This window comes from Gemmatimonas aurantiaca, assembly GCF_037190085.1.
Taxonomy (GTDB): Bacteria; Gemmatimonadota; Gemmatimonadetes; order Gemmatimonadales; family Gemmatimonadaceae; genus Gemmatimonas; species Gemmatimonas aurantiaca_A.
In genome coordinates this window covers 353,031-373,146 of sequence record NZ_JBBCJO010000002.1, presented here as the reverse complement: position 1 = coordinate 373,146, position 20,116 = coordinate 353,031, and the positions used below count along the sequence as shown (strand labels likewise).

17 protein-coding genes are annotated in these 20,116 nt (G+C 65.3%); 7 read left to right on the top strand and 10 right to left on the bottom strand.

Annotation, left to right across the window (positions count from 1 at the left end; translation table 11 throughout):
* Nucleotides 1–90 precede the first annotated feature (90 nt).
* The 3 genes from WG208_RS03240 to WG208_RS03230 form a co-directional block, all read right to left on the bottom strand.
* Nucleotides 91–1,728, bottom strand: coding sequence for a nuclear transport factor 2 family protein (locus WG208_RS03240; RefSeq protein WP_337169882.1), 1,638 nt, complete (start codon nt 1,726–1,728; stop codon nt 91–93).
* A gap of 26 nt (nt 1,729–1,754) precedes the next feature.
* The gene (locus WG208_RS03235) at nt 1,755–2,585 is read right to left on the bottom strand and encodes a hypothetical protein (RefSeq protein ID WP_337169881.1); all 831 of its coding nucleotides are present in this window, start codon (nt 2,583–2,585) and stop codon (nt 1,755–1,757) included.
* A gap of 127 nt (nt 2,586–2,712) precedes the next feature.
* Entirely contained in the window at nt 2,713–3,129 is a 417-nt protein-coding gene (locus WG208_RS03230; RefSeq protein WP_337169880.1) for a hypothetical protein, read from the bottom strand.
* Nucleotides 3,130–3,253: 124 nt separating this feature from the next.
* On the opposite strand from WG208_RS03230, the gene WG208_RS03225 reads away from it, so the two are divergent.
* The 4 genes from WG208_RS03225 (at nt 3,254) to WG208_RS03210 (ending at nt 7,479) form a co-directional block, all read left to right on the top strand.
* The gene (locus WG208_RS03225) at nt 3,254–4,162 is read left to right on the top strand and encodes a VOC family protein (protein WP_337169879.1); all 909 of its coding nucleotides are present in this window, start codon (nt 3,254–3,256) and stop codon (nt 4,160–4,162) included.
* A gap of 305 nt (nt 4,163–4,467) precedes the next feature.
* Nucleotides 4,468–4,677 carry a cation transporter gene (locus tag WG208_RS03220; protein WP_337169878.1) on the top strand — a complete coding sequence of 70 codons (210 nt, stop codon included), beginning with the start codon at nt 4,468–4,470 and terminating at the stop codon, nt 4,675–4,677.
* 11 nt (nt 4,678–4,688) lie between these two features.
* A complete protein-coding gene (locus WG208_RS03215; RefSeq protein WP_337169877.1) occupies nt 4,689–7,064 on the top strand; it encodes a heavy metal translocating P-type ATPase in 2,376 nt (791 codons plus the stop codon).
* 13 nt (nt 7,065–7,077) lie between these two features.
* On the top strand, nt 7,078–7,479 hold the full coding sequence (locus tag WG208_RS03210) for a metal-sensitive transcriptional regulator (RefSeq protein WP_337169876.1): 402 nt from the start codon (nt 7,078–7,080) through the stop codon (nt 7,477–7,479).
* 57 nt (nt 7,480–7,536) lie between these two features.
* On the opposite strand, the gene WG208_RS03205 is transcribed toward WG208_RS03210, so the two are convergent.
* Nucleotides 7,537–8,151: an AAA family ATPase gene (locus tag WG208_RS03205; protein ID WP_337169875.1), complete on the bottom strand. Its 615-nt coding sequence runs from the start codon at nt 8,149–8,151 to the stop codon at nt 7,537–7,539.
* 159 nt (nt 8,152–8,310) lie between these two features.
* On the opposite strand from WG208_RS03205, the gene WG208_RS03200 reads away from it, so the two are divergent.
* The 3 genes from WG208_RS03200 (at nt 8,311) to ggt (ending at nt 12,717) form a co-directional block, all read left to right on the top strand.
* On the top strand, nt 8,311–9,438 hold the full coding sequence (locus tag WG208_RS03200) for a zinc-dependent alcohol dehydrogenase family protein (protein WP_337169874.1): 1,128 nt from the start codon (nt 8,311–8,313) through the stop codon (nt 9,436–9,438).
* A gap of 8 nt (nt 9,439–9,446) precedes the next feature.
* Nucleotides 9,447–10,904, top strand: a complete 1,458-nt coding sequence (locus tag WG208_RS03195) for an NAD-dependent succinate-semialdehyde dehydrogenase (protein ID WP_337169873.1) — start codon at nt 9,447–9,449, stop codon at nt 10,902–10,904.
* Nucleotides 10,905–10,998: 94 nt separating this feature from the next.
* A complete protein-coding gene (ggt, locus tag WG208_RS03190) occupies nt 10,999–12,717 on the top strand; it encodes a gamma-glutamyltransferase (RefSeq protein ID WP_337169872.1) in 1,719 nt (572 codons plus the stop codon).
* 35 nt (nt 12,718–12,752) lie between these two features.
* Here the strand turns inward: ggt and WG208_RS03185 are convergent, their stop codons facing one another.
* From WG208_RS03185 to WG208_RS03160, 6 genes are all read right to left on the bottom strand, one after another.
* Nucleotides 12,753–13,928: a universal stress protein gene (locus WG208_RS03185; RefSeq protein WP_337169871.1), complete on the bottom strand. Its 1,176-nt coding sequence runs from the start codon at nt 13,926–13,928 to the stop codon at nt 12,753–12,755.
* Nucleotides 13,928–15,265, bottom strand: coding sequence for a porin (locus WG208_RS03180; RefSeq protein WP_337169870.1), 1,338 nt, complete (start codon nt 15,263–15,265; stop codon nt 13,928–13,930). The genes WG208_RS03185 and WG208_RS03180 overlap by 1 nt, the downstream gene beginning before the upstream one ends.
* 14 nt (nt 15,266–15,279) lie before the next feature.
* Nucleotides 15,280–15,894 (bottom strand): potassium-transporting ATPase subunit KdpC, encoded by a 615-nt coding sequence (gene kdpC / locus WG208_RS03175; RefSeq protein ID WP_337169869.1) that lies wholly within the window; start codon nt 15,892–15,894, stop codon nt 15,280–15,282.
* Nucleotides 15,895–15,913: 19 nt separating this feature from the next.
* A complete protein-coding gene (kdpB, locus tag WG208_RS03170; RefSeq protein ID WP_337169868.1) occupies nt 15,914–17,998 on the bottom strand; it encodes a potassium-transporting ATPase subunit KdpB in 2,085 nt (694 codons plus the stop codon).
* Nucleotides 17,995–19,767 carry a potassium-transporting ATPase subunit KdpA gene (kdpA, locus tag WG208_RS03165; RefSeq protein WP_337169867.1) on the bottom strand — a complete coding sequence of 591 codons (1,773 nt, stop codon included), beginning with the start codon at nt 19,765–19,767 and terminating at the stop codon, nt 17,995–17,997. The genes kdpB and kdpA overlap by 4 nt, the downstream gene beginning before the upstream one ends.
* Nucleotides 19,768–19,851: 84 nt before the next feature.
* Nucleotides 19,852–19,998 carry a hypothetical protein gene (locus WG208_RS03160; RefSeq protein ID WP_337169866.1) on the bottom strand — a complete coding sequence of 49 codons (147 nt, stop codon included), beginning with the start codon at nt 19,996–19,998 and terminating at the stop codon, nt 19,852–19,854.
* Between the last annotated feature and the right edge of the window lie 118 nt (nt 19,999–20,116).

The following is a 20,116-nucleotide window of genomic DNA, read 5'->3' as shown; positions in this document are numbered from 1 at the left end:
ACCGTGGGGACGATGCGACGACATGATGTGGGAAAGGCCATTCTCACGCTCCGGACCGACAGGAAAACACGACGGGCATAAACTACCGCTTCAGTGAGTGCGCGACGACCAGTGCACCGCGGTGATGCGCCAGCCAGCGGCGGCCCGCTCCAGCACGATCACCTCCGCACCGGCGCTGCCCCGGGGACGATTACCGTAACGACCGGTGAGGGTTTCGGTGACGGTGCTGTAGGCCACGTCGCCCACCACGATCACGGTGCGCGGAATGCGCGCCACGTTGTGTGAACGGGCAAACGCGATGTCCGCCGGCAGATGTCGTACCCGATACTCCGCAAGCGGTTCGGCCGTGCCCCGTTCCAGGATCTGCGTGTCCGGATCGAGCAGATGGAGTACCGTGGCACTGTCCCCACCGGCCAGCGCGGTGAGGAACTGCGCCACCACGGCCGATGCGGCGCTGCTGTCCGCACTGCTGCCACGCGGATAGCGCGAGTCGGGCGTCGCCGGCGGCATCTGGTGGCCCGCGTGAGGATCCACCTTGGCGGGCGCCGCGTGGCCCGTGTGGGCGTTGTCCGCACGCGCGTCGTCTGCATGGGCATTGCCTTGCGCGCCAGTGGCCGCACCTCCGTGCGTGAATCCGGTCATGGCCCCGGTACTGTCGTGCTGCATGACGGCACCCATGGTCACCGAGGGGATGGGAAACCGCGACGTGAAGCCCACGACCGGACCACCCATGTTCTCGATGCCCATGTGTTCGGACATGCGGCGCCAGGCCGCCTCCGTCATCACATACGACGTATCGTCACGGAAACGCCGAGCGGCGAGCAGAATCTCGTCGCGTTTGTGAGAGCGTGGCACACCGGGGTTGGCGAGGATGTCCGACACGACATCGTGCATGGAGTGCAGATTGTCGAAGATGATGGCCGCCTCCGGATAGCGCTCGGCGAACGCTGGAGAGATGGCCGCCGTCATGGGCATCTGATACGGCATGCTGCGCGGCGCATCGGTGAGCATCTGGAAGAAGCGCACCGTGGCCGCCCGCACACCCGCATGTCGTTCGGCCGCATTGCGTCCCACCATGAGCGGCTCGTACAGCCCCACCTGGAACCAGTGATAGCCCCAGATGAGCCCATTGAACTTCGGATACTTCACGCGGAAGGCGAGCGAGTATGGCTGCTCCTGCATCAGTGCCATCGACTTGGGCCTGCTGCTGAAGGCGATCGCGGGACGCGACTTGTAGTACGCGAGCAGCTTCGCCACAGCGGCATCGCGCTGGGGCCAGTCGAGACGGTCATCGGCGAGCACATCGTAGATCTGCCGATGCAGCAGATGGGCCCAGTCGAACATCGTCTTCGCCTCCGGCGCGAGCCGGGCGTACATCGGTTCGATGGCGGCTTCCTCGAGTGGCAGGCGTGGCGGCTTCTGCAACACCTGCTTCGTGAGCTGGTCGTAGCGACGGGTCTCGAGTTCGGCGACCGGCGCGTTGGGAAAGCGCCACATGGTTTCGTACAGGATCGCGTGTCCGAAGTCGAAGGCGTTGAAGAGACGATCGGCGTAGGCGAAGTGTGTGCGGAACTGCCAGTTGTGCGGCGCCTGCAGATAGAACTGCTCGTAAACCGTGGACCACTGCGCCGACAGGGAGGCGGGCAGCAGGCAGAGCGCGGACGCCGCGAGTGTGCGCAGACGGCGGCTGAGGGTCGATGGCCTGATCGGGCGCATGATCGAAGGCATGATCGGTGTCATTCTCCGTGTCATGGTCAGTTCCCCCGCCACGGCAGGCCGATGGCGACGGCGGCACCGGTGGTGGCGAACCATCCAGGCTCGTTTCCGGCCAGGCGATATCCGCCACCCATATCGAAGGCCACGCGGGGACTGAGTTGCACGCGCGTCCCTGCCGCGACGTCCCACCGCAGCGATGCCGCGCGCACCAGCGGCTGACTCGTCACGACTTCGGCCGTGAACAGCATCGAACGCAGCGGCAGGGTGCGATCGACCGCCATGCCCACCTGCCAGCGCGAGTATTCGGCGTTTGCATCGACGTCGGCGCGTGTGGACGGCGGTGCCGTGGTGGGATCATCGGCGAAGGTGAACTGTCCGTTCACGTGCACCCGCGCCCACGGCAGCGTGCGGGTGGCGATGGCCTTGATGGTGGGGATCTGCGTGGAGGGACCGAGGCTGCCCGCGGGAATCACCACATCTCCCACGACGGCGAAGGCCGGGATGTTCGTCTCGGCATTGAAGTTGTAGAACGCCGACAGCTCCACGCCGCCAACCGCCGTGGTGCGCGCGGTGTTGTTGCCGCCGGCATGCAGGATGGGCACACCGATCTCGATGTGCATGCGTGGAAGCAATCCGATGGCGATTTCCGGTTCGATGCCCCAGCGATAGGCACCGGCGCGCGAGCGTTCGATACGGAACGGGGCGATCTGCAGCTCGAGGGCCTGTCGCTCGAGCGCGTAGGCGTCTTCGACGCGGATGGGTCGACCGGCGTCGGTGTTGAAATAGTCCGTTTGTGCACCGGCAACGGACGCTGTCGCATGACCGAGCGCGAGCAGCGCCGCGGTCACGCGCAGGGAGTGCGCGAACATGTGGGTCCTGGGATACGGGAAACACGGAGCGTGTCGACGGACCGGTCGGAAGACGGGTCGGAGCACGCCGGGCGTCATGGCGATGAACGTCGATCGGATGCGGCCGGTGGCAGCGCATCCGCGTGTTTCACGCGCGCGGAGGGGGCGGTTCGGGCGCGAGCCGGGTGGAGCGGGGCAGATGATCGTTCTCGAACGCGAGCGTCGAGGCCATCTGCGTGGCGTGTGTCGGAAGCATCGGAACGCCGGTGACGATGGCGCTCACCGCACAGGCCATGGCCATGGGGCAGGCGAGGGGCGCCGTGCCATGATGGTGCGTCTTCGCGGGGGACTGGTGCGGCGAATGGCTCGCCGAATGGTGCACTGCGCGATGCGCCTCATGGTGCACGGCCTGTGCATCGGCCCCCTGCACGGCGCTCCCCCGGTCCGCTGTCGGATTGCACGCGGCCAATGCCGTGATCACGGCAGTCACGAGGACATGCGCGCCGAGGAGCATGGCCAGGGACCGTCGGAATCGCAGTGCGAGGTGCAGCAATCCGGAGGGCATGGGGGCAAGCTAATCGATCCCGGAGAGAGCGTCAGGATCCTGCTGGGCGGCCGCCGGGCCCGGCGATGGGTGTTCCTACATAGGTGTCTTGACAATAATTGTTAAAACAGGAATATTGGATGGCATGAGTGTATCCAGTCATGACATGTTCGATGGCGCCGGTGCGCCACAGCCGGCGCTGCCCGGCAGTTACGGAGAGGCGCCGCCTCGCTTTCGGCTTCCGGAGGCGCTCCGGCTGGGACCGGTGCATCTCCAGGTTTCCAATCTCGATCGGTCGGTGGCCTGGTATGCGGGAGTGCTCGGGCTCACCGAACTGTCGCGTCGCGGAGATGTCGTCGCACTGGGCGCGGTGGGGGCCAGCGAGCCACTCGTGATCGTGGAGGCGCGGCCGGGCACGAAGTCCGTGAGACCGGGGTCGCGCCTCGGGCTCTATCACTTCGCCATTCTGATGCCCGACCGTCCGGCACTCGGCCGTTTCGTGCAGCACCTCGCCGATATCGGGGCTCGCGCCGGCGCGGCCGACCATCTGGTGAGCGAAGCGCTGTATCTGCAGGATCCGGATGGGCTGGGGATCGAGGTGTACGCCGACCGTCCGCGATCGACCTGGCAGCGGCTCGGACGCGAGCTCATGATGGCCACCGACCCGCTCGATTTCCCGGCGCTGGCGGCCGCGGCGCGGGGAGAGCCCTGGTCCGGTATGCCCCCGGGGACGGTGATGGGGCACCTGCATCTGCACGTCGGGGACCTGGCGGAGGGGGCCGCGTTCTATCACGCGGCGCTCGGGTTGGATCGCATCGTCTGGCGCTATCCGGGCGCGCTGTTCCTGAGCGCCGGTGGATATCACCACCACCTCGGCACCAATACCTGGGCGCAGGGAGCGCCGTCGCCCCGGGAAGACGAGGCGCGACTGCTGTCGTGGAACATGATCCTGCCGACGGTCGCGGACGTGGCGGCCGTGCAGGCCAGCATGGCAGGTGCGGGATATGAAGGGATGAAGGACCCGTGGGGGACGAGGCTGAGGGTGAGTGTCTAGTGGGGGAGGCGGGGACTACGGGGGCTGGGACTACGGGAGCTGGAACGACGGGAGCTGGAACGACGGGAGCTGGGACCACGGGAGCTGGAACGACGGGAACCACGGCGCCACGGAGGCTGGAGAAACGGGAGACCTACGGGTGTCCGTAGTCCCAGCTCCCGTGGTCCCAGCTCCCGTCGTTCCAGCTCCCGTCGTTCCAGCTCCCGTTTCCCTAGCCCCCGTAGTCCCCGCCCCTCTTGCATACCCCCTCCCCCTATTATAACTTGCTGCATACCCACCCCGGGTATAACTCAAGGAAGGAGCCCATGCAGACCCTTACGTTCGAAATCAACGGCATGTCCTGCGGACATTGCGTCAAGGCCGTCGAGAAGGCCCTCGCCTCCGTCGAAGGCGTCACCACCCAGACGGTGGCGATCGGATCGGCCACGGTCGCGCTCGATCCGGCGCGCACGAGTGCGCAGCTGGTGACCGACGCCATCACGGACGCCGGCTACCAGGTCACCGCGACGCACTGAGGGAGCGCGTCATGGAAACGCTCCGTATCCCTGTCACCGGCATGACCTGCGCGGCGTGTTCGTCGCGTGTGCAGCGTGCGTTGCAGAAGCAACCCGGTGTGGCGGACGCCAACGTCAACCTCATGATGAAGAGCGCCACGGTCACGTTCGATCCGGGGGCCGTGACACCGGAGGCGCTCGTCGCCACGATCGAGGACACGGGATACGGAGCGTCGCTGGCCAATCCGGATCAGACGGCGTTCGAAGAGCAGGAAGCACGCGATCGCGCGCAGGACGACGAGTATCACGAGCTGCGCGGCAAGGCGATCGTGAGCGGCATTCTCGGCGTGATCGCGATGATCGTCAGCATGCCCCTCATGTCGATGCTGGCCGGGGGGATGTCCGGTACGTCGCAGGGTGGTGCGCATGCGCACGGCGGCGCGGTCGTCGTCGATCCGTTCATGCGGTGGAGCATGGATACGCTCGATCCACTGCTGCGCCGCGCGATGCCGTGGTTGTACACCATGCCGGCGTCGGTCCTGACGGCCGGCTTGCTGGTGGCCACGCTGGTGGTGATGCTCTGGGCGGGCCGCCACTTCTACACGCGCGCCTGGGCAGCGGCCCGTCATGGCGCCGCCGACATGAACACGCTGGTGTCGGTGGGGACCCTGGCCGCGTTCGGCTATTCGGTGGTGGCCACCCTGGCTCCGCAGTTCTTCACGAGCCGGGGCGTGGCGCCCGACGTGTACTACGAGGCGGTGATCATCATCATCGCGCTCATTCTCACCGGCAACATGTTCGAGGCCCGCGCCAAGCAGCGGACATCGGCGGCATTGCGGGCGCTGGTGGATCTGCAGCCGCCCACGGCGCGTGTGCTGCGTTTCGACGAAGAGGTCGATGCTCCCGTCGACACCATCGAAGCCGGTGAAGTGATCATCGTGCGACCGGGTGAACGCATTCCCGTGGATGGCGAGATCGTGCAGGGCGAGAGCGCCGTCGACGAAAGCATGCTCACGGGCGAATCGCTGCCGGTGGCCAAACAGGTGGGCGATCGGGTCATCGGTGGCACCATCAATCGCACCGGCGCGTTCCGCTATACGGCCACGACCCTGGGTGCCAACAGTGTCCTCGCGCAGATCGTGAAACTCATGCGCGACGCGCAGGGGACACGCGCACCCATTCAACGACTGGCCGACCGGATCAGCGCGGTGTTCGTGCCGGTGGTGATCGGGCTTGCCGCCCTCACGTTCGGGATCTGGTACTTCGCCGCCGATCAGGCGCCCCTGGTGCGCGCTTTCGCGTCGGCGGTCGCGGTGCTCATCATCGCCTGCCCCTGTGCCATGGGACTGGCCGTTCCGACGGCCGTGATGGTGGCCAGCGGCAAGGGCGCCCAGTTGGGCGTGCTCATCAAGGGAGGCGAGGCCCTGCAGCGCGCCGGTGACATCACCACGGTGGTGCTCGACAAGACGGGCACCATCACCCGGGGCGCGCCGGCCGTGACCGACTTCGTTCCGGCGCCGGGGCTGACCATCGACGCCGATACGCTGCTGCAGCGGGTGGCGTCACTGGAGCGTGTCAGTGAACATCCGCTGGCCGAGGCCATCGTGCAGCATGCCGCGGGAAAGAACCTCACGCTCTTCACACCCGAGGGATTCGCTTCGGTGACCGGTCGTGGTGTGCAGGGCGTGGTGGATGGGTCGGCGCTCGCCGTCGGCAACGCGACGTTCATGCAGGACTGGGGCGTATCCACGGCATCGCTCGACGCGGAGGCCACGCGCCTGGCCGGTGACGGACGCACGCCGATGTACATCGCGATGGATGGCGCGCTGGCCGGCCTGATCGCCGTGGCCGACCCCATTCGCGACAGTTCTCCCCAGGCCATTGCCGCATTGCATGCGCTGGGGCTGCAGGTGGTCATGCTCACCGGGGACAACGAACGCACCGCGCAGGCGATCGCGCGCGCCGCCGGCGTCGATCGGGTGGTGGCCGGTGTGTTGCCCGAGGGCAAGGTGCGCGAGGTGCAGCGTCTGCAGGAGGAAGGGGCGGTGGTGGCGATGGTGGGCGACGGCATCAACGATGCGCCGGCGCTGGCGCAGGCCGATGTGGGCATGGCCGTGGGCAGCGGCACCGACATCGCCGTGGAAGCCGGCGACGTGGTGCTGATGCGCGGTGATCTGCAGGGTGTGGTGCGCGCGATCGCGCTGTCGCGACGCACGATGCGCACGATGAAACAGAATCTCTTCTGGGCGTTCATCTACAACGTCATCGGCATCCCGATCGCCGCCGGCGCGTTGTATCCGGCGTTCGGTCTGCAGCTCAGTCCCATCCTGGCCAGCGCGGCCATGGCTTTCAGTTCGGTGAGCGTCGTGACCAATTCCCTGCGGCTGCGCCGGGCCACCTTTGCCTGAGTCGAACGATCCCATGTCGCACGATCCCGTGACGAAGAGCGCCACGACGAAGAGTGCCACATCGAAGAGTGCCACATCGAAGCCGGCGAAGCGCGTAAAGCCGGCAGAACCGGTCGCGACGGAAGGCCGCAAAGCCGTGGCAGTCGACGCCGATGCGAAGCAGCGCAATCAGAAACGTCTGCGGCGTATCGAAGGACAGGTACGCGGCCTGCAGAAGATGGTGGAGGAAGGCCGCTACTGCGCCGATATCCTCACCCAGATCGCATCGGTGCACGAGGCGCTGCGGGCCGTGGGGCGGGAGCTCGTGCGCAACCATCTCAAACACTGCGCCACGCAGGCCATCAAGCGCAGTCCGGAAGACGCCGAAGCGATGTACGACGAGCTGGTGGAGATGATGTACCGCACCAGTCGCTGACAGTCCTGCCGATCGTCCCGCTGGTCGTGCGGCGCCTCGTCTCGCGGATGGTCCCGTCTACTCCCGCATCGCGAACAGATCGATCTGCGGCGGTTGGGTCGGCAGTCCGAGCTCCGCGAGCGCATGCACGGTCCACTGATCGCGTTCGCCGGGCTCCAGGCGATGCACCGTCACGCCCAGGTCGTGCACGAGTTCATCGATGATGCCATCGATCTCCTGCTGAAACGACGGACTGACCGCCCGTTTGCCGTCGAATGCGGGCGCCGACAGGACGGGGACCTTGAACAGTGCCTGATAGCTGCGCACCCACTCGCGTACCAGCGGCTCGAGTTCCGCGCGGCGCCCCACGCGGGCCACGAGATAGGCGTAGTTGTCCAGCACCGACCGGTCGCAGACCACGACTTCGTAGTGCGAGGCCGCTTCGATCTCCTCCGCGATCTGCGTGTGCAGAATCCACGCCTGCGCATCGAAGGTCGTGTCTTCGTTGATCGGCAGGGGACACCGTCGGGCCACTTCCTTCACGATGTCGACCCCGAGATCGAGTCGCTTGAGCTGGGCCGCGAGGTCGAAACAGAGCGTGGTCTTGCCCACACCGTGTGTTCCCACGAAAGCCACTTTGAGTCGGCGACGACCGAGTGGATCGAGCGGCAGCAGAATGGACGTCGCGGACATGGATCGTGGCTGGAGCGGGTGATGCAACGTACGTTACAACGTACGTTGCATGGCATGGACAACACGCCGTGCGGTACGGACGTTACCAATGGCGCAGGGCTTTCGTAACCTCACCCGCCGTGGCGCAGGGCGCGCCGCTGTCTGTCACCGGACGCACGCATGACGATTCGAGCCGCCGTGTTGCGAGCCACGGCACTTCCGCGCCCGTATACCGACAGTCTTCCGCTGACGGTGGAGACGGTGCAGCTGACCCCGCCGCAGGCACACGAAGTTCGTGTGCGCATCGTGGCTGCCGGTCTGTGTCATTCCGATCTGTCGGTGGTGGACGGCAACCGTCCGCGGCCACTGCCCATGGTGCTGGGCCACGAAGCGGCGGGCGAAGTGATCGAAGTGGGGACCGGTGTCGGCGATCTCGTCGTGGGCGATCATGTGGTGTTCGCCTTCGTGCCCCAGTGCGGTCATTGTGCCCCCTGCCGCAGTGCCCGACCCGCGTTGTGTGAACCCGGCGCCGCGGCCAACGGGGCCGGCGAACTGCTTGGCGGCGGCCGACGGCTGCGCGACAGGCACGGCGCACCACTGCATCATCATCTCGGGGTTTCGGGCTTCGCCGAGGAAGTGGTGGTGTCGCGCCAGTCCGTCGTACGGGTGGACCGTTCGTTGCCATTCGAGATCGGCGCGCTGTTCGGTTGCGCCGTGATGACGGGGGTCGGCGCGATCGTGAACACGGCGCGTCTCCGGCTTGGCGAATCGGTGCTCGTCACCGGCCTCGGTGGTATTGGCTTCGCGGCGGTACTCGGGGCTCTGGCTGCCGGCGCCGGCCAGGTCGTCGTGGCCGATGTGAACGACGATAAGCTGCGGCAGGCGCTCGCCCTCGGTGCGCATGCCGCGGTGAACAGCAGTGCGGACGGCGCGGTGGAGCAGGTGCGTGATCTCACGCAGGGCGGCGCGGATGTGGGGCTCGAATGTGCGGGCGTCGTGGCCGCGCTCGACTTCACATGGCGCGCGACCCGTCGTGGCGGACGCACGGTCACCGTGGGACTGCCGCATCCGTCACAGACACTGGCCATTTCGCCGGTGCAGCTGGTCGCGGAGGAACGCACGTTGCAGGGATCGTATCTTGGCAGTTGTGTGCCGTCGCGGGACATCCCGGCCTACATCACGTTGTATCAATCGGGTCGCCTACCGGTGGACCGGTTGCTCACCCATCGTCTTTCGCTCGACGATATCAACGACGGTTTCGATCGCCTCGCGCGTGGCGAGGCGATCCGTCAGGTCATTCTGCTCTGAGTTGCCCCATGCCCACTTCCGAGTTCGCTTCGCTGTCGTTCTATCGTACGCAGGGTTATGTCGACGGCGCGTGGCTGGCGGCGGATGACGGTTCCACGTTTGCGGTGCACAGTCCGTCCACGGGAGCGCATCTCGCCGATGTCGCCGACATGGGGCGGGCTGAAACGCGTCGGGCGATCGAAGCCGCCTCAGCGGCCTGGCCGGCCTGGCGGGCGATGACGGCCAAAGAACGTGGCGCGCTGCTGCGTGAGTGGTTCACGCGCATCGTGGCTCACCGCGAGTCGCTGGCCCGTCTCATGAGCCTCGAATCGGGGAAGGTCATCACGGAAAGCCTCGGCGAAGTCACCTACGGCGCGTCGTTCGTGGAATGGTTCGCCGAGGAGGCGAAGCGGGCGTATGGCGATGTGATTCCTCCGCACACACGCGATCGGCGCCTGGTCGTGATCCGGCAGCCGGTGGGTGTGGTGGCCGCCATCACCCCGTGGAATTTCCCGTTGGCCATGATCACCCGCAAAGTGGCGCCGGCGCTGGCGGCCGGATGTCCGGTGGTGATCAAGCCGCCGGCCGAGACGCCGCTCACCGCCCTGGCGCTCGCGGCATTGGCCGAAGAGGCGGGGATTCCGGCCGGTGTGCTGAATGTGGTGACGACGAATCAGGCGTCGGAGGTCGGGCTCGAACTGTGCGAGAATCCGCTGGTGCGGAAACTGTCCTTCACCGGCTCGACCGATGTGGGACGCACACTCATGGCGCAGTGTGCGCGGAACCTCACCAAGCTCTCGCTGGAGCTCGGTGGCAACGCACCGTTCCTGGTGTTCGACGACGCCGACCTCGATGCCGCGGTGCGTGGAGCGCTGACGGCGAAGTACCGGCACAATGGGCAGACCTGCGTCTGCGTGAATCGCATCCTGGTGCAGGACGCGCTGTACGATGCCTTCGTGGAACGCTTCAGCGCGGTGGTGGCGGGGCTGCGCACCGGTGATGTGCTCGATGCACAGGTGCAGGTGGGGCCGCTGATCAACGAGAAGGGAGTGATCAAGGTGGAGACCCTCGTTGCCGATGCGCTGAGCAAGGGAGCGAGCCTGTTGCGCGGTGGACATCGCCGCGAGGGGTTTTACTTCGAGCCCACGGTGCTGGCCAATGCCACACCGGCCATGCGTATCGCGCGTGAGGAAGTGTTCGGACCGGTCGCGTCGATCTTCCGCTTCCATACCGAAGCGGAGGGCATCGCGATGGCCAACGACACCGAGTACGGTCTGGCCGCCTATTTCTACAGCCGCGACGTGGGTCGGTGCTGGCGCGTGGCGGAGGCGCTGGAATACGGCATGGTGGGCATCAACGAGGGACTCATCTCCACGGAAGTGGCGCCTTTTGGCGGCATGAAGGCGTCCGGTGTGGGCCGCGAAGGGTCGCGATACGGACTCGACGCGTTTCTCGAGATGAAATACCTCTGTTACGGCGGCATCTGAGTGTCGTGCGGATGCTGCGACCTGTGCCGCACCCGGTATGCGGACAACTTCTTATCGTGACATCAACCTGATGACATCAACCGTCGGAGTCGCAGTGTCCCTGATCACACGGATCGTCGTCCTCCCGGTGCTCGTCGCAGTGCTCATCGCACCCCTGACAGCAGCGGCGCAGGACCGTTCACAGTCGCGCTCGATGGTGGCGTCGTCACAGGGCGTGGTGGCCAGCGAGAGTGTGCTCGCTTCGCAGGTGGGGGCGCGCATTCTGGAGCAGGGGGGCAATGCCATCGATGCGGCGATCGCGGTGAACGCAATGATGGGACTGGTCGCGCCGATGAACGACGGCATTGGTGGTGATCTCTTCGCCATCGTCTACGAGGCAAAGACGGGGAAGCTGTACGGCCTGAACGCGTCGGGGTGGGCACCGAAGGCACTGACCGCCGAGTATCTGCGCGGCAAGGGACTCACCCGCATGCCGCAACGCGGAATCGATGCCGCGACGGTTCCGGGCGCGGTGAAGGGATGGGAAGCACTGCGGACGCGTTTCGGGAAGCTCAGCTTCGCGCAGATTCTCGCGCCGTCCATCCGGTACGCCGAGCAGGGATTCCCGGTGGGTGAGGTGGTGAGCGTGTACTGGAAGGACAGTGAAGACGTGCTGCGCGCCGATCCGGCCACGGCGAAGACATTCCTGCCCGGCGGCACACTGCCCAAGTCGGGAGACGTCTTCCGCAATCCCGAACTCGCGTGGACGTACCGGCAGATCGCGGCGCAGGGTGCGCAGGCGTTCTACACGGGCAACGTGGCGGCGAAGCTGCTGGCGAGTTCGAAGGCGCATGGCGGCACCATGACGGCGGCGGATCTCTCGGAGTACGAGCCGGAGTGGGTGACGCCCCTGTCCACCACGTATCACGGCTGGACGGTGTACGAGTTGCCGCCCAACGGGCAGGGGATCGCGGCGCTCGAGATGCTCAACATCATGGAGCGGTTCCCACTCGCGAAGATGGGCCACAACTCGGTCGCGGCGCTGCATCACATGATCGAGGCCAAGAAGCTGGCCTACGCCGACATGCAGCGCTACGACGGCGATCCACGGTTTGTGAAGATCCCGCTGGCCGGGTTGCAGTCCAAGTCCTACGCTGCCCAGCGGGCCGCGCTCATCGACGCGCGGAAAGCCACCTGCACGATACCCGCGGGCGAACCCGACGGCACCGACAACGGCACCACCTATCTCAGCGTGGTGGACAGGGAGGGGAACATGATCTCCTTCATCCAGAGCAACTATTCCACGGTGGGATTTGGCGCCGGTCTGGCGGTGGCCGACGCGGGTTTCGTCTGGCACAACCGTGGGGGCGGATTCTCGCTGGATGCCAACAGCCCCAATCTCATTGCCGGCCGCAAGCGTCCGCTGCACACCATCATTCCGGCCTTCATGGAGAAGGACGAGATCAAAATCGCCTTCGGCATCATGGGGGGATGGAATCAGGCGCAGGCGCATGCCCAGTTCGTGTCGAACATCGTCGATTTCGGCATGAACATTCAGGGGGCACTCGACATGCCGCGTTTTTCCAAGGAAACGTTCCCCGGCTGCGACGTGAATTTCGAATCCCGCATCTCGCAGGCCGTACGCGACTCCCTGGCCGCGATGGGGCATCAGATCGTGATGCGCGGCGATTTCTCCAGCACCCGCATGGGAGCGGGCCAGGCGGTCATGCGCAATTTCACGACCCGGGTGAACTTCGGCGCGTCCGACCCGCGCAAGGACGGTAGTGCGATTGCGGAACTGCTCTCTCTCCCTCTCACACCGGTTCGGCGATAACCGTTGCGGACTGGGGTGGTTTCCGTTTCAGCGGCTCAGTCATCATTCGCTCCGCCTGTTCCCGAAGCGCCGATGATCAGCACATCGACGCCTCTCCCTTCCACCAGCAACCTGTCCACTATCGAGCCGTGCAGCAGGCGATGCCACCACGGGCGTTCACTGCGGCCCACGAGTACGAGTGACACACCCTGACGGTGCGCGAAGTCGATGAGCGTCCGCGCAACATCGGTACCTTCGAGTTTCACCACCTCGGCTCCCATCCGCTGCGCGAGCTGAATGTTTTCCACCAGTGCACGCTGGATGCCGGTGTCGATGCGGTCTGCGCGCTCGGCCGGTGTCTGCACGTACACGCAGTACCAGTCCGAGTTGAGTCGTCCGGCAATGCGACGGGCCTTGTGCAGGAGTGCCGCCGTACGGGGGGGATCGCTCGCCATGGCCACCAGCAGGCGATCGGGGCTGGTGTGCACATTGGGGCTCCGGCCGGTTTCCCGTCGCACCAGTTCCATGCGCTCGCGATCAACCGAGCTCGCCGCTTCACGCAGGGCGAGTTCCCGCAGCGTCGTCAGATTCTCGGCCGTGAAGAAGTGGGCGAGTGCGGTGGAAACCTTGTCGAGCGCATAGATCTTCCCGTCGATCAGCCGGCGGCGGAGTTCGTCGGCAGGGACGTCGATATTGACCACCTGATCGGCGCGACCCAATACCCAGTCGGGGACTGTTTCGCGCACGATCACACCGAGCACCTGCTGCACGATGGGCGCGATGGATTCCACATGCTGCACGTTCACCGCGCTCACGACACTGATGCCGGCATCGAGCAGATCGAGCACATCTTCCCACCGCTTGCGATGCCGGCTGCCCGGCACATTGTTGTGCGCCAGTTCGTCCACCAGGACCACCTGAGGACGACGTGCCAGCACCGCCGCGAGGTCCATCTCTTCCAGTGCAACGTCACGGTAGTTGAGCCGGACCCGTGGGACGACTTCGAGATCGCGCACCAGCGACGCCGTCTCCTGGCGCCCATGCGTTTCGATCAGCCCCGCCACCACGTCGACGCCCCGCCGGCGGAGGTCGTGCGCTTCCTGCAGCATGCGTACGGTCTTGCCCACGCCCGCAGCGGAACCGAGGTACACCTTGAAGTGCCCGCGTCCATCCCGAGGCAGCAGGGAAAGCAGCGCTTCGTCGTGCGAGTCGATGGACGTGGAAGACGTCATCAGAGACGGAAATTGATCGCCAGCGCAAAAAGCGTCTGCGCGCGGCGGACGTCCGGCACAAAATCGCCAACTGTGCCCTGGTAACCATCCGCCGAGGTCGTACCACCCGGTCCCGCAAAGAACGGCACATCGGAGGCGCGTGTCATCACCTCTCCACGGACCGTGAAAAAGTCGGTGGGCATGAGATCGATCGTGGCCGTGAGACCGCGGACGTTCAGCGACGTACCATCGTCCACGAACCCCACCGGCGTCGGTGCCAGCGCGAGATAGCGTGACGGGTTGGTGATCACCTCGCCGCGCACCGCAATGGCCAGGCGATCCCGGTCGAACCAGATGCGGTTCGTGAACGACGTGCCAGCCATGTAGGCGTTGGCGGAAGACGGACCATCACCTCCTCGTTCGAAACCGTAGTGGTTGTTGAGCGAAAAGGCCATCTTGCTCACGCCATGCGATGCCGGTCGGTCGAGATAGCGCACCAGCACGGAATGATCGTGATGAAAGCGCCTGCGTGCTGGATTGCCGCGCTGGTCCGCGCCGTAGTAGAGATTGGCAATCAGGCCCAGTGATCCCGTCGGACGATAGTGGGTGGAGAACCCCACGCTCGGCATCGCGTTCCAGCGGCCGAATGTCTGGAAGCCGTTCATGATCCACGGTTCCAGCTTGAGTTTCGCGGTCGGATAGAATGACGCACGGACGCCCTGGAGATAGAACGGCGTGAAGTCGCTCACGAGCGCATGGTTGTAGTTCCAGTTCTCCGCCAGGAGGTAACTCTCGAGCCCGATATAGCTGGAGAAGATGCCGGCTTCGATGTCGAACCCATGTCCCTTGTCGACGTGATAGCCCACCGAGGCCTGGCGGATGTTGCGCAGATTGGCCGTGCTCAGGTTGCGCCCGCGGTGTACACTGCCATCGAGATCCTGTACGATGTCGAGCATGTTGCCGGTCTGCAGTTCGATCCGGCCGATGACATTCTGGTGATTCCACGACACACCGACGCTGGCGAGGTTGATCTGAAATTCCCCGCTGCGACCGATGGTGGCCGATCCCGTCAGTGTGTTGTCACGCGGCCGGTTGCTCGAGAGGGCAAAATAGGTGTCGAGATACAGGCTGCCGGTGATGGACGCGCCGAACTGCAACAGTGTCGATCGTTGCCGGCTCTGGCCATTCATCCAGGTGAAGTCGGCCCACGCAAAGGGGACTTCGGATGCAGTGGTATCGGTGCCCGCGGTCGTGCCTGTCGTGCGCGGGCCGCCGGAGTCTGGAGCCTCCGGTCGTATGCGCAGCGTATCTGCGGCGTGAAGCGAGGCGAGCAGTGTCGCCGTGATGAGCGGTAGCATGATCGCGATGATGATCAGTGCGAAGACAGCGAAGACGCCGGGGGATTCAGGGAGGTGGAACGCGCGCTCAGCGAATCCAGCGCGAGATTGAGACGCAGGACGTTCACGCGCGATTCGCCGAGTACGCCGAACTGCCGCGACTGTGTTCCCTGCGTGACGAGCGTCATCACCACGGTCGGTGGCAGATCGCGCGCCGCCGCGACACGGGAGACCTGCAGCATGGCGGATGCTGGAGAGATGTCTGGATCGAGTCCGGACGCCGATGCCGTGACCCAGTCGGCCGGGATACGTCCCCGTTCACCTCCCGCGGCCACGGCCGAATCGACGCGCGCGGTTATGCGGGCGGCGAGTGTGCTGTCGGTGGGGCCCTTGTTGGAGCCTCCCGACGCCATGGCATCATATCCCGCGCCCGCCGCCGACGGGCGTCCATGGAAGTAGCGGGGTGAAGTGAACGACTGCCCGATCAGGGCGCTGCCGATCACCGTGCCGTTCCGTTCGATGAGTGAGCCCTGCGCCTGTCGGGGAAAGACTGTGTTCGCGACGATGGTGACGCCAACGGGATAGACGACGCCGGTGATGAGGCAGAGCGCGGCGGTCATCACGACGGCGGGGCGGACCTGTTGCAGCATGGATGCCTCCGGTGATGATTCAGACGAGATGCAGGTTCACGAGCGCCACGTCGATCAGCTTGATGCCCACGAAGGGCACCACCAGACCGCCGAGCCCGTAGATGACGAGATTGCGGCGCAGCACCGTCGCCGCGGCGGCAGGGCGATAGGTCACGCCCCGCAGCGCGAGTGGAATAAGGGCCACGATGATGAGCGCGTTGAAGATCACCGACGAGAGAATCGCACTCTGGGGTGAATGCAGCCGCATGACGTTGAGCGCATCCAGCGCGGGAAACGCGGCCAGGAAGATCGCCGGGATGATGGCGAAATACTTGGCCACGTCGTTCGCGATGGAGAAGGTGGTGAGGGCGCCACGTGTCATGAGGAGCTGTTTGCCGATCTCCACCACCTCGATGAGTTTGGTGGGATTGGAGTCGAGGTCGATCATGTTGCCGGCCTCCTTCGCCGCCTGTGTGCCGGTGTTCATCGCCACACCGACATCGGCCTGCGCCAGCGCCGGGGCATCGTTGGTGCCGTCGCCCGTCATTGCCACCAGGCGCCCGCCCTGCTGCTCGCGGATGATGAGCGCCATCTTGTCTTCGGGCCGCGCTTCGGCCAGATAGTCGTCCACGCCCGCCTCGGCGGCGATCGCCGCGGCCGTGAGAGGATTGTCGCCGGTGATCATGACGGTACGGATCCCCATCGCGCGCAGACGGTCGAATCGTTCGCGCATGCCGCCCTTCACGACGTCCCGCAACTCGATCACACCGAGCACCCGGCAGCGCACGGCACGGTCATTGTGGGCATCGCGCTCACATTCACCGACGACGAGCGGAGTGCCGCCTGTCCGGGCGATCGCTTCGATGCGGGTATCGAGATCGGCAGGTATGGTGCCGCCTTGTTCGCGGATCCAGCGCACAACCGCATCGCCCGCTCCCTTTCGCAACTGCAGGCTGCCGATGTTCACACCGCTCATGCGCGTGCTCGCGCTGAACGCCACGAACTCGGCGTCCGCCACCGCCTGACCGCGCAATCCGAACCGCTCTTTGGCCAGAATCACGATGCTTCGACCTTCCGGAGTTTCATCGGCTAGCGAGGCGATCTGCGCGCTTTCGGCAAGACGTGTCTCCTCCACGCCGGCCACGGGGTGGAAGGTCGTGGCCAGCCGGTTTCCGAGCGTGATCGTGCCCGTCTTGTCGAGCAGCAGCGTGTTCACGTCACCCGCGGCTTCCACCGCACGGCCGCTCATGGCGATCACGTTCTGCTGGATCAGGCGATCCATGCCGGCAATGCCGATCGCGGACAGCAGTCCACCAATGGTGGTGGGAATGAGACACACCAGCAACGCGATCAGTACCGGCACGGCGACCGACGAGCCCGAGTAGATGGCCATCGGCTGCAGCGTCACCACGGCCAGCAGAAAGATGATCGTGAGGCCGGACAGCAGGATCGTCAGCGCGATCTCGTTGGGTGTCTTTTGCCGGGATGCACCCTCCACCAGGGCGATCATGCGATCGATGAACGTCTCCCCGGGGTTGGCGCCGATGCGGATGACGAGATGATCCGAAAGCACTTTGGTGCCGCCGGTGACAGCCGATCGGTCGCCGCCACTTTCGCGGATGACCGGTGCGCTCTCGCCGGTGATGGCCGACTCGTCCACAGAGGCCACGCCGATCAACACCTCGCCATCGCTCGGAATGACGTCGCCGGGAAAACAGACCACCAGATCTCCGCGGCGCAGCGTGCTGGCGGATACGACTTCGAACGCGCTGATGTCCACCTCGCCCACATCCGACGCATCCAGGCGTTTGGTTACTGTATCCGAGCGTGCTGCGCGCAGACTGTCCGCCTGCGCCTTGCCGCGTCCCTCGGCCATTGCTTCGGCGAAGTTGGCGAACAGCACGGTGAACCAGAGCCAGAGTACGATCTGGAGAGTGAAGAAGACATCGGTGGCGCCGTGGACGATATCGATGGCCAGGGATATCGTGGTGAGCACACTGCCAAGCAGCACCACGAACATCACCGGATTCCGCACCATGTGACGGGGATCCAGCTTGTGCCACGCTTCCCGCATCGCATGGCGTACGATCGTGCGCTCGAAGAGCGGTCGCGAAGCGTTCGTCATGCGAAGAGCCTCCCGGCGGACGTGAGCAGATGCTCCACCACGGGGCCGAGCGCGAGCGCCGGGAAATAGGTGAGGGCGCCGACGACGAGAATGACACCCAGCAGCAGTCCCACGAACAGCGGGCCGGTGACGGGGAATGTGCCGGTCGTTGCCGGAGCGACGCGGCGTTCGGCGAAGAAACCCGCGAGAGCGAGAACCGGGACGATGAGAGCGAACCGGCCCAACAGCATCGCGATACCGAAGAGCGTGTTGTAGTACGTGGTACCGCCGGTGAGTCCGGCAAAGGCACTGCCATTGTTGGCGGTGGTGGATGTGAAGGCGTAGAGCACTTCGGTGAGACCGTGCGGTCCGCGATTGTTGAGACCTGCCAGTCCTGCGGGCAGCACCACGGACAAGGCCGTGAGCGCCAGCACCACCAGCGGGAAGGCGAGGATGTAGAGCATCGTCATCTGGATCTCGCGCTGCTGAATGCGTTTGCCGAGATACTCCGGCGTGCGTCCCACCATGAGGCCGGCGATGAACACGGTGAGCACCACCATCACCAGCATGCCGTACAATCCGGCGCCCACGCCGCCGAAGATCAGTTCGCCGAGCTGCATGTTGACCAGCGGCACCAGTCCGCCGATGGCGGTGAAGGAATCGTGCATGGCATTCACCGATCCACACGATGCATCGGTGGTGATGGTCGCATACAGCGCGGAGTTCACGATCCCGAAGCGCACCTCCTTGCCTTCCATGTTGCCGCCGGCGTGACCGGGCAGGTGTCCGGCCACATCGACGCCCGCCCGCGCGTGAATGGGATTCCCTCGCGCTTCGGCCCAGTACGCGAGCGATGCTCCGCCCATGAACAGCACGAACATCGCACTCCAGAGGGCCCACCCATGTCGCACGCTGCCGATGCCGCGTCCGAACATCCAGACCACGCCCACGGGAAGCACAAAAATCGCGAACATCGACCACCAGTTGGTGAGCGGCGTGGGATTTTCGAAGGGATGTGCGGCGTTGGCATTGAAGAAACCGCCGCCGTTGGTGCCGAGCTGCTTGATCGCTTCCTGGCTGGCCACCGGACCGCGCGCGATCGTCTGTGTCGCGCCGTCGAGTGTCTGCACCTGCACAGGTCCTTCGAACGTCTGCGGCACGCCCTGTTGTACGAACAACAGGGCGAACACGAACGCCAGGGGCACGAGCACGTACAACGTGGCGCGCACGAGATCCACCCAGAAGTTGCCGATACGTCCGCCGCCGGTATTCGTGTCCGATCCGCGCCGGGCGATGCCACGCATCAACGCCACGGCCACACCCAGACCGACCGCCGCCGATGTGAAGTTGTGAAACGCGAGCTGCGTCATCTGTGAGAGATGGGACATCGTGCTCTCGCCGGCATAACTCTGCCAGTTCGTGTTCGACACGAAGGAGGCGGCGGTCTCGAACGCCTGCCGGTCGACCACCGCCCCCAGTCCGCCCGGATTGAACGGGAGATATCCCTGCGCACGCAGCACCACATAGGTCAGCATCATGCTGACGGCACTGAAGAGCAGCAGGGCTGCGGTGTATCCGGTCCAGTGTTGATCGATGTGCGGATCCACGCCAGCCAGTCGATACAGCCCCCGTTCTACCGGTGCCAGCCAGCGCATCCGTCCATCAAAAACGGCCGTGAGATACCACCCCACCGGTTTGGTGACGAGCAGGACGGCCAGGGCGAAGAGGGCGATCTGCAACCACCCGTTGGCGGTGGTCGTGCCGAGATGGGTGTTCACGAGGGAACCCATATCAGAAGCGCTCCGGGCGGATCAGGGAATACACCAGATACGCCAGCACCAGCAGCGCCGCGCCTATTTGAACGAACGTGATGGTCATGGGAACCGTCCGGTGCGTGCACCATCCTGATCCCGCTCACTTGCCGGGCCGGACCGTCGTCCGAGGGCCTCACACCCCCGCACATACAACAGCATCACGACGAACACGACCGCCGTGAGCAGCAGGTAGAACAGATCGCGCATGCAGACCTCGTATCGCGTGAGGCTACCGCAACGGTAGTCATCGTCCGATCGGGCGATGCTGCATGGTGGAACCGACGCCGTGAACGTCGCACAAAGGCATGGATGGTGGCACACAAAG

What these genes read in the sequence shown, in the direction of transcription:
- WG208_RS03240 (WP_337169882.1), bottom strand. Translation starts at nt 1,728, where the DNA reads ATGCCTTCGATCATGCGCCCGATCAGGCCATCGACCCTCAGCCGCCGT.
- WG208_RS03235 (WP_337169881.1), bottom strand. Translation starts at nt 2,585, where the DNA reads ATGTTCGCGCACTCCCTGCGCGTGACCGCGGCGCTGCTCGCGCTCGGT.
- WG208_RS03230 (WP_337169880.1), bottom strand. Translation starts at nt 3,129, where the DNA reads ATGCCCTCCGGATTGCTGCACCTCGCACTGCGATTCCGACGGTCCCTG.
- WG208_RS03225 (WP_337169879.1), top strand. Translation starts at nt 3,254, where the DNA reads ATGAGTGTATCCAGTCATGACATGTTCGATGGCGCCGGTGCGCCACAG.
- WG208_RS03220 (WP_337169878.1), top strand. Translation starts at nt 4,468, where the DNA reads ATGCAGACCCTTACGTTCGAAATCAACGGCATGTCCTGCGGACATTGC.
- WG208_RS03215 (WP_337169877.1), top strand. Translation starts at nt 4,689, where the DNA reads ATGGAAACGCTCCGTATCCCTGTCACCGGCATGACCTGCGCGGCGTGT.
- WG208_RS03210 (WP_337169876.1), top strand. Translation starts at nt 7,078, where the DNA reads ATGTCGCACGATCCCGTGACGAAGAGCGCCACGACGAAGAGTGCCACA.
- WG208_RS03205 (WP_337169875.1), bottom strand. Translation starts at nt 8,151, where the DNA reads ATGTCCGCGACGTCCATTCTGCTGCCGCTCGATCCACTCGGTCGTCGC.
- WG208_RS03200 (WP_337169874.1), top strand. Translation starts at nt 8,311, where the DNA reads ATGACGATTCGAGCCGCCGTGTTGCGAGCCACGGCACTTCCGCGCCCG.
- WG208_RS03195 (WP_337169873.1), top strand. Translation starts at nt 9,447, where the DNA reads ATGCCCACTTCCGAGTTCGCTTCGCTGTCGTTCTATCGTACGCAGGGT.
- WG208_RS03185 (WP_337169871.1), bottom strand. Translation starts at nt 13,928, where the DNA reads ATGACGTCTTCCACGTCCATCGACTCGCACGACGAAGCGCTGCTTTCC.
- WG208_RS03180 (WP_337169870.1), bottom strand. Translation starts at nt 15,265, where the DNA reads ATGCTACCGCTCATCACGGCGACACTGCTCGCCTCGCTTCACGCCGCA.
- kdpC (WP_337169869.1), bottom strand. Translation starts at nt 15,894, where the DNA reads ATGCTGCAACAGGTCCGCCCCGCCGTCGTGATGACCGCCGCGCTCTGC.
- kdpB (WP_337169868.1), bottom strand. Translation starts at nt 17,998, where the DNA reads ATGACGAACGCTTCGCGACCGCTCTTCGAGCGCACGATCGTACGCCAT.
- kdpA (WP_337169867.1), bottom strand. Translation starts at nt 19,767, where the DNA reads ATGGGTTCCCTCGTGAACACCCATCTCGGCACGACCACCGCCAACGGG.
- WG208_RS03160 (WP_337169866.1), bottom strand. Translation starts at nt 19,998, where the DNA reads ATGCGCGATCTGTTCTACCTGCTGCTCACGGCGGTCGTGTTCGTCGTG.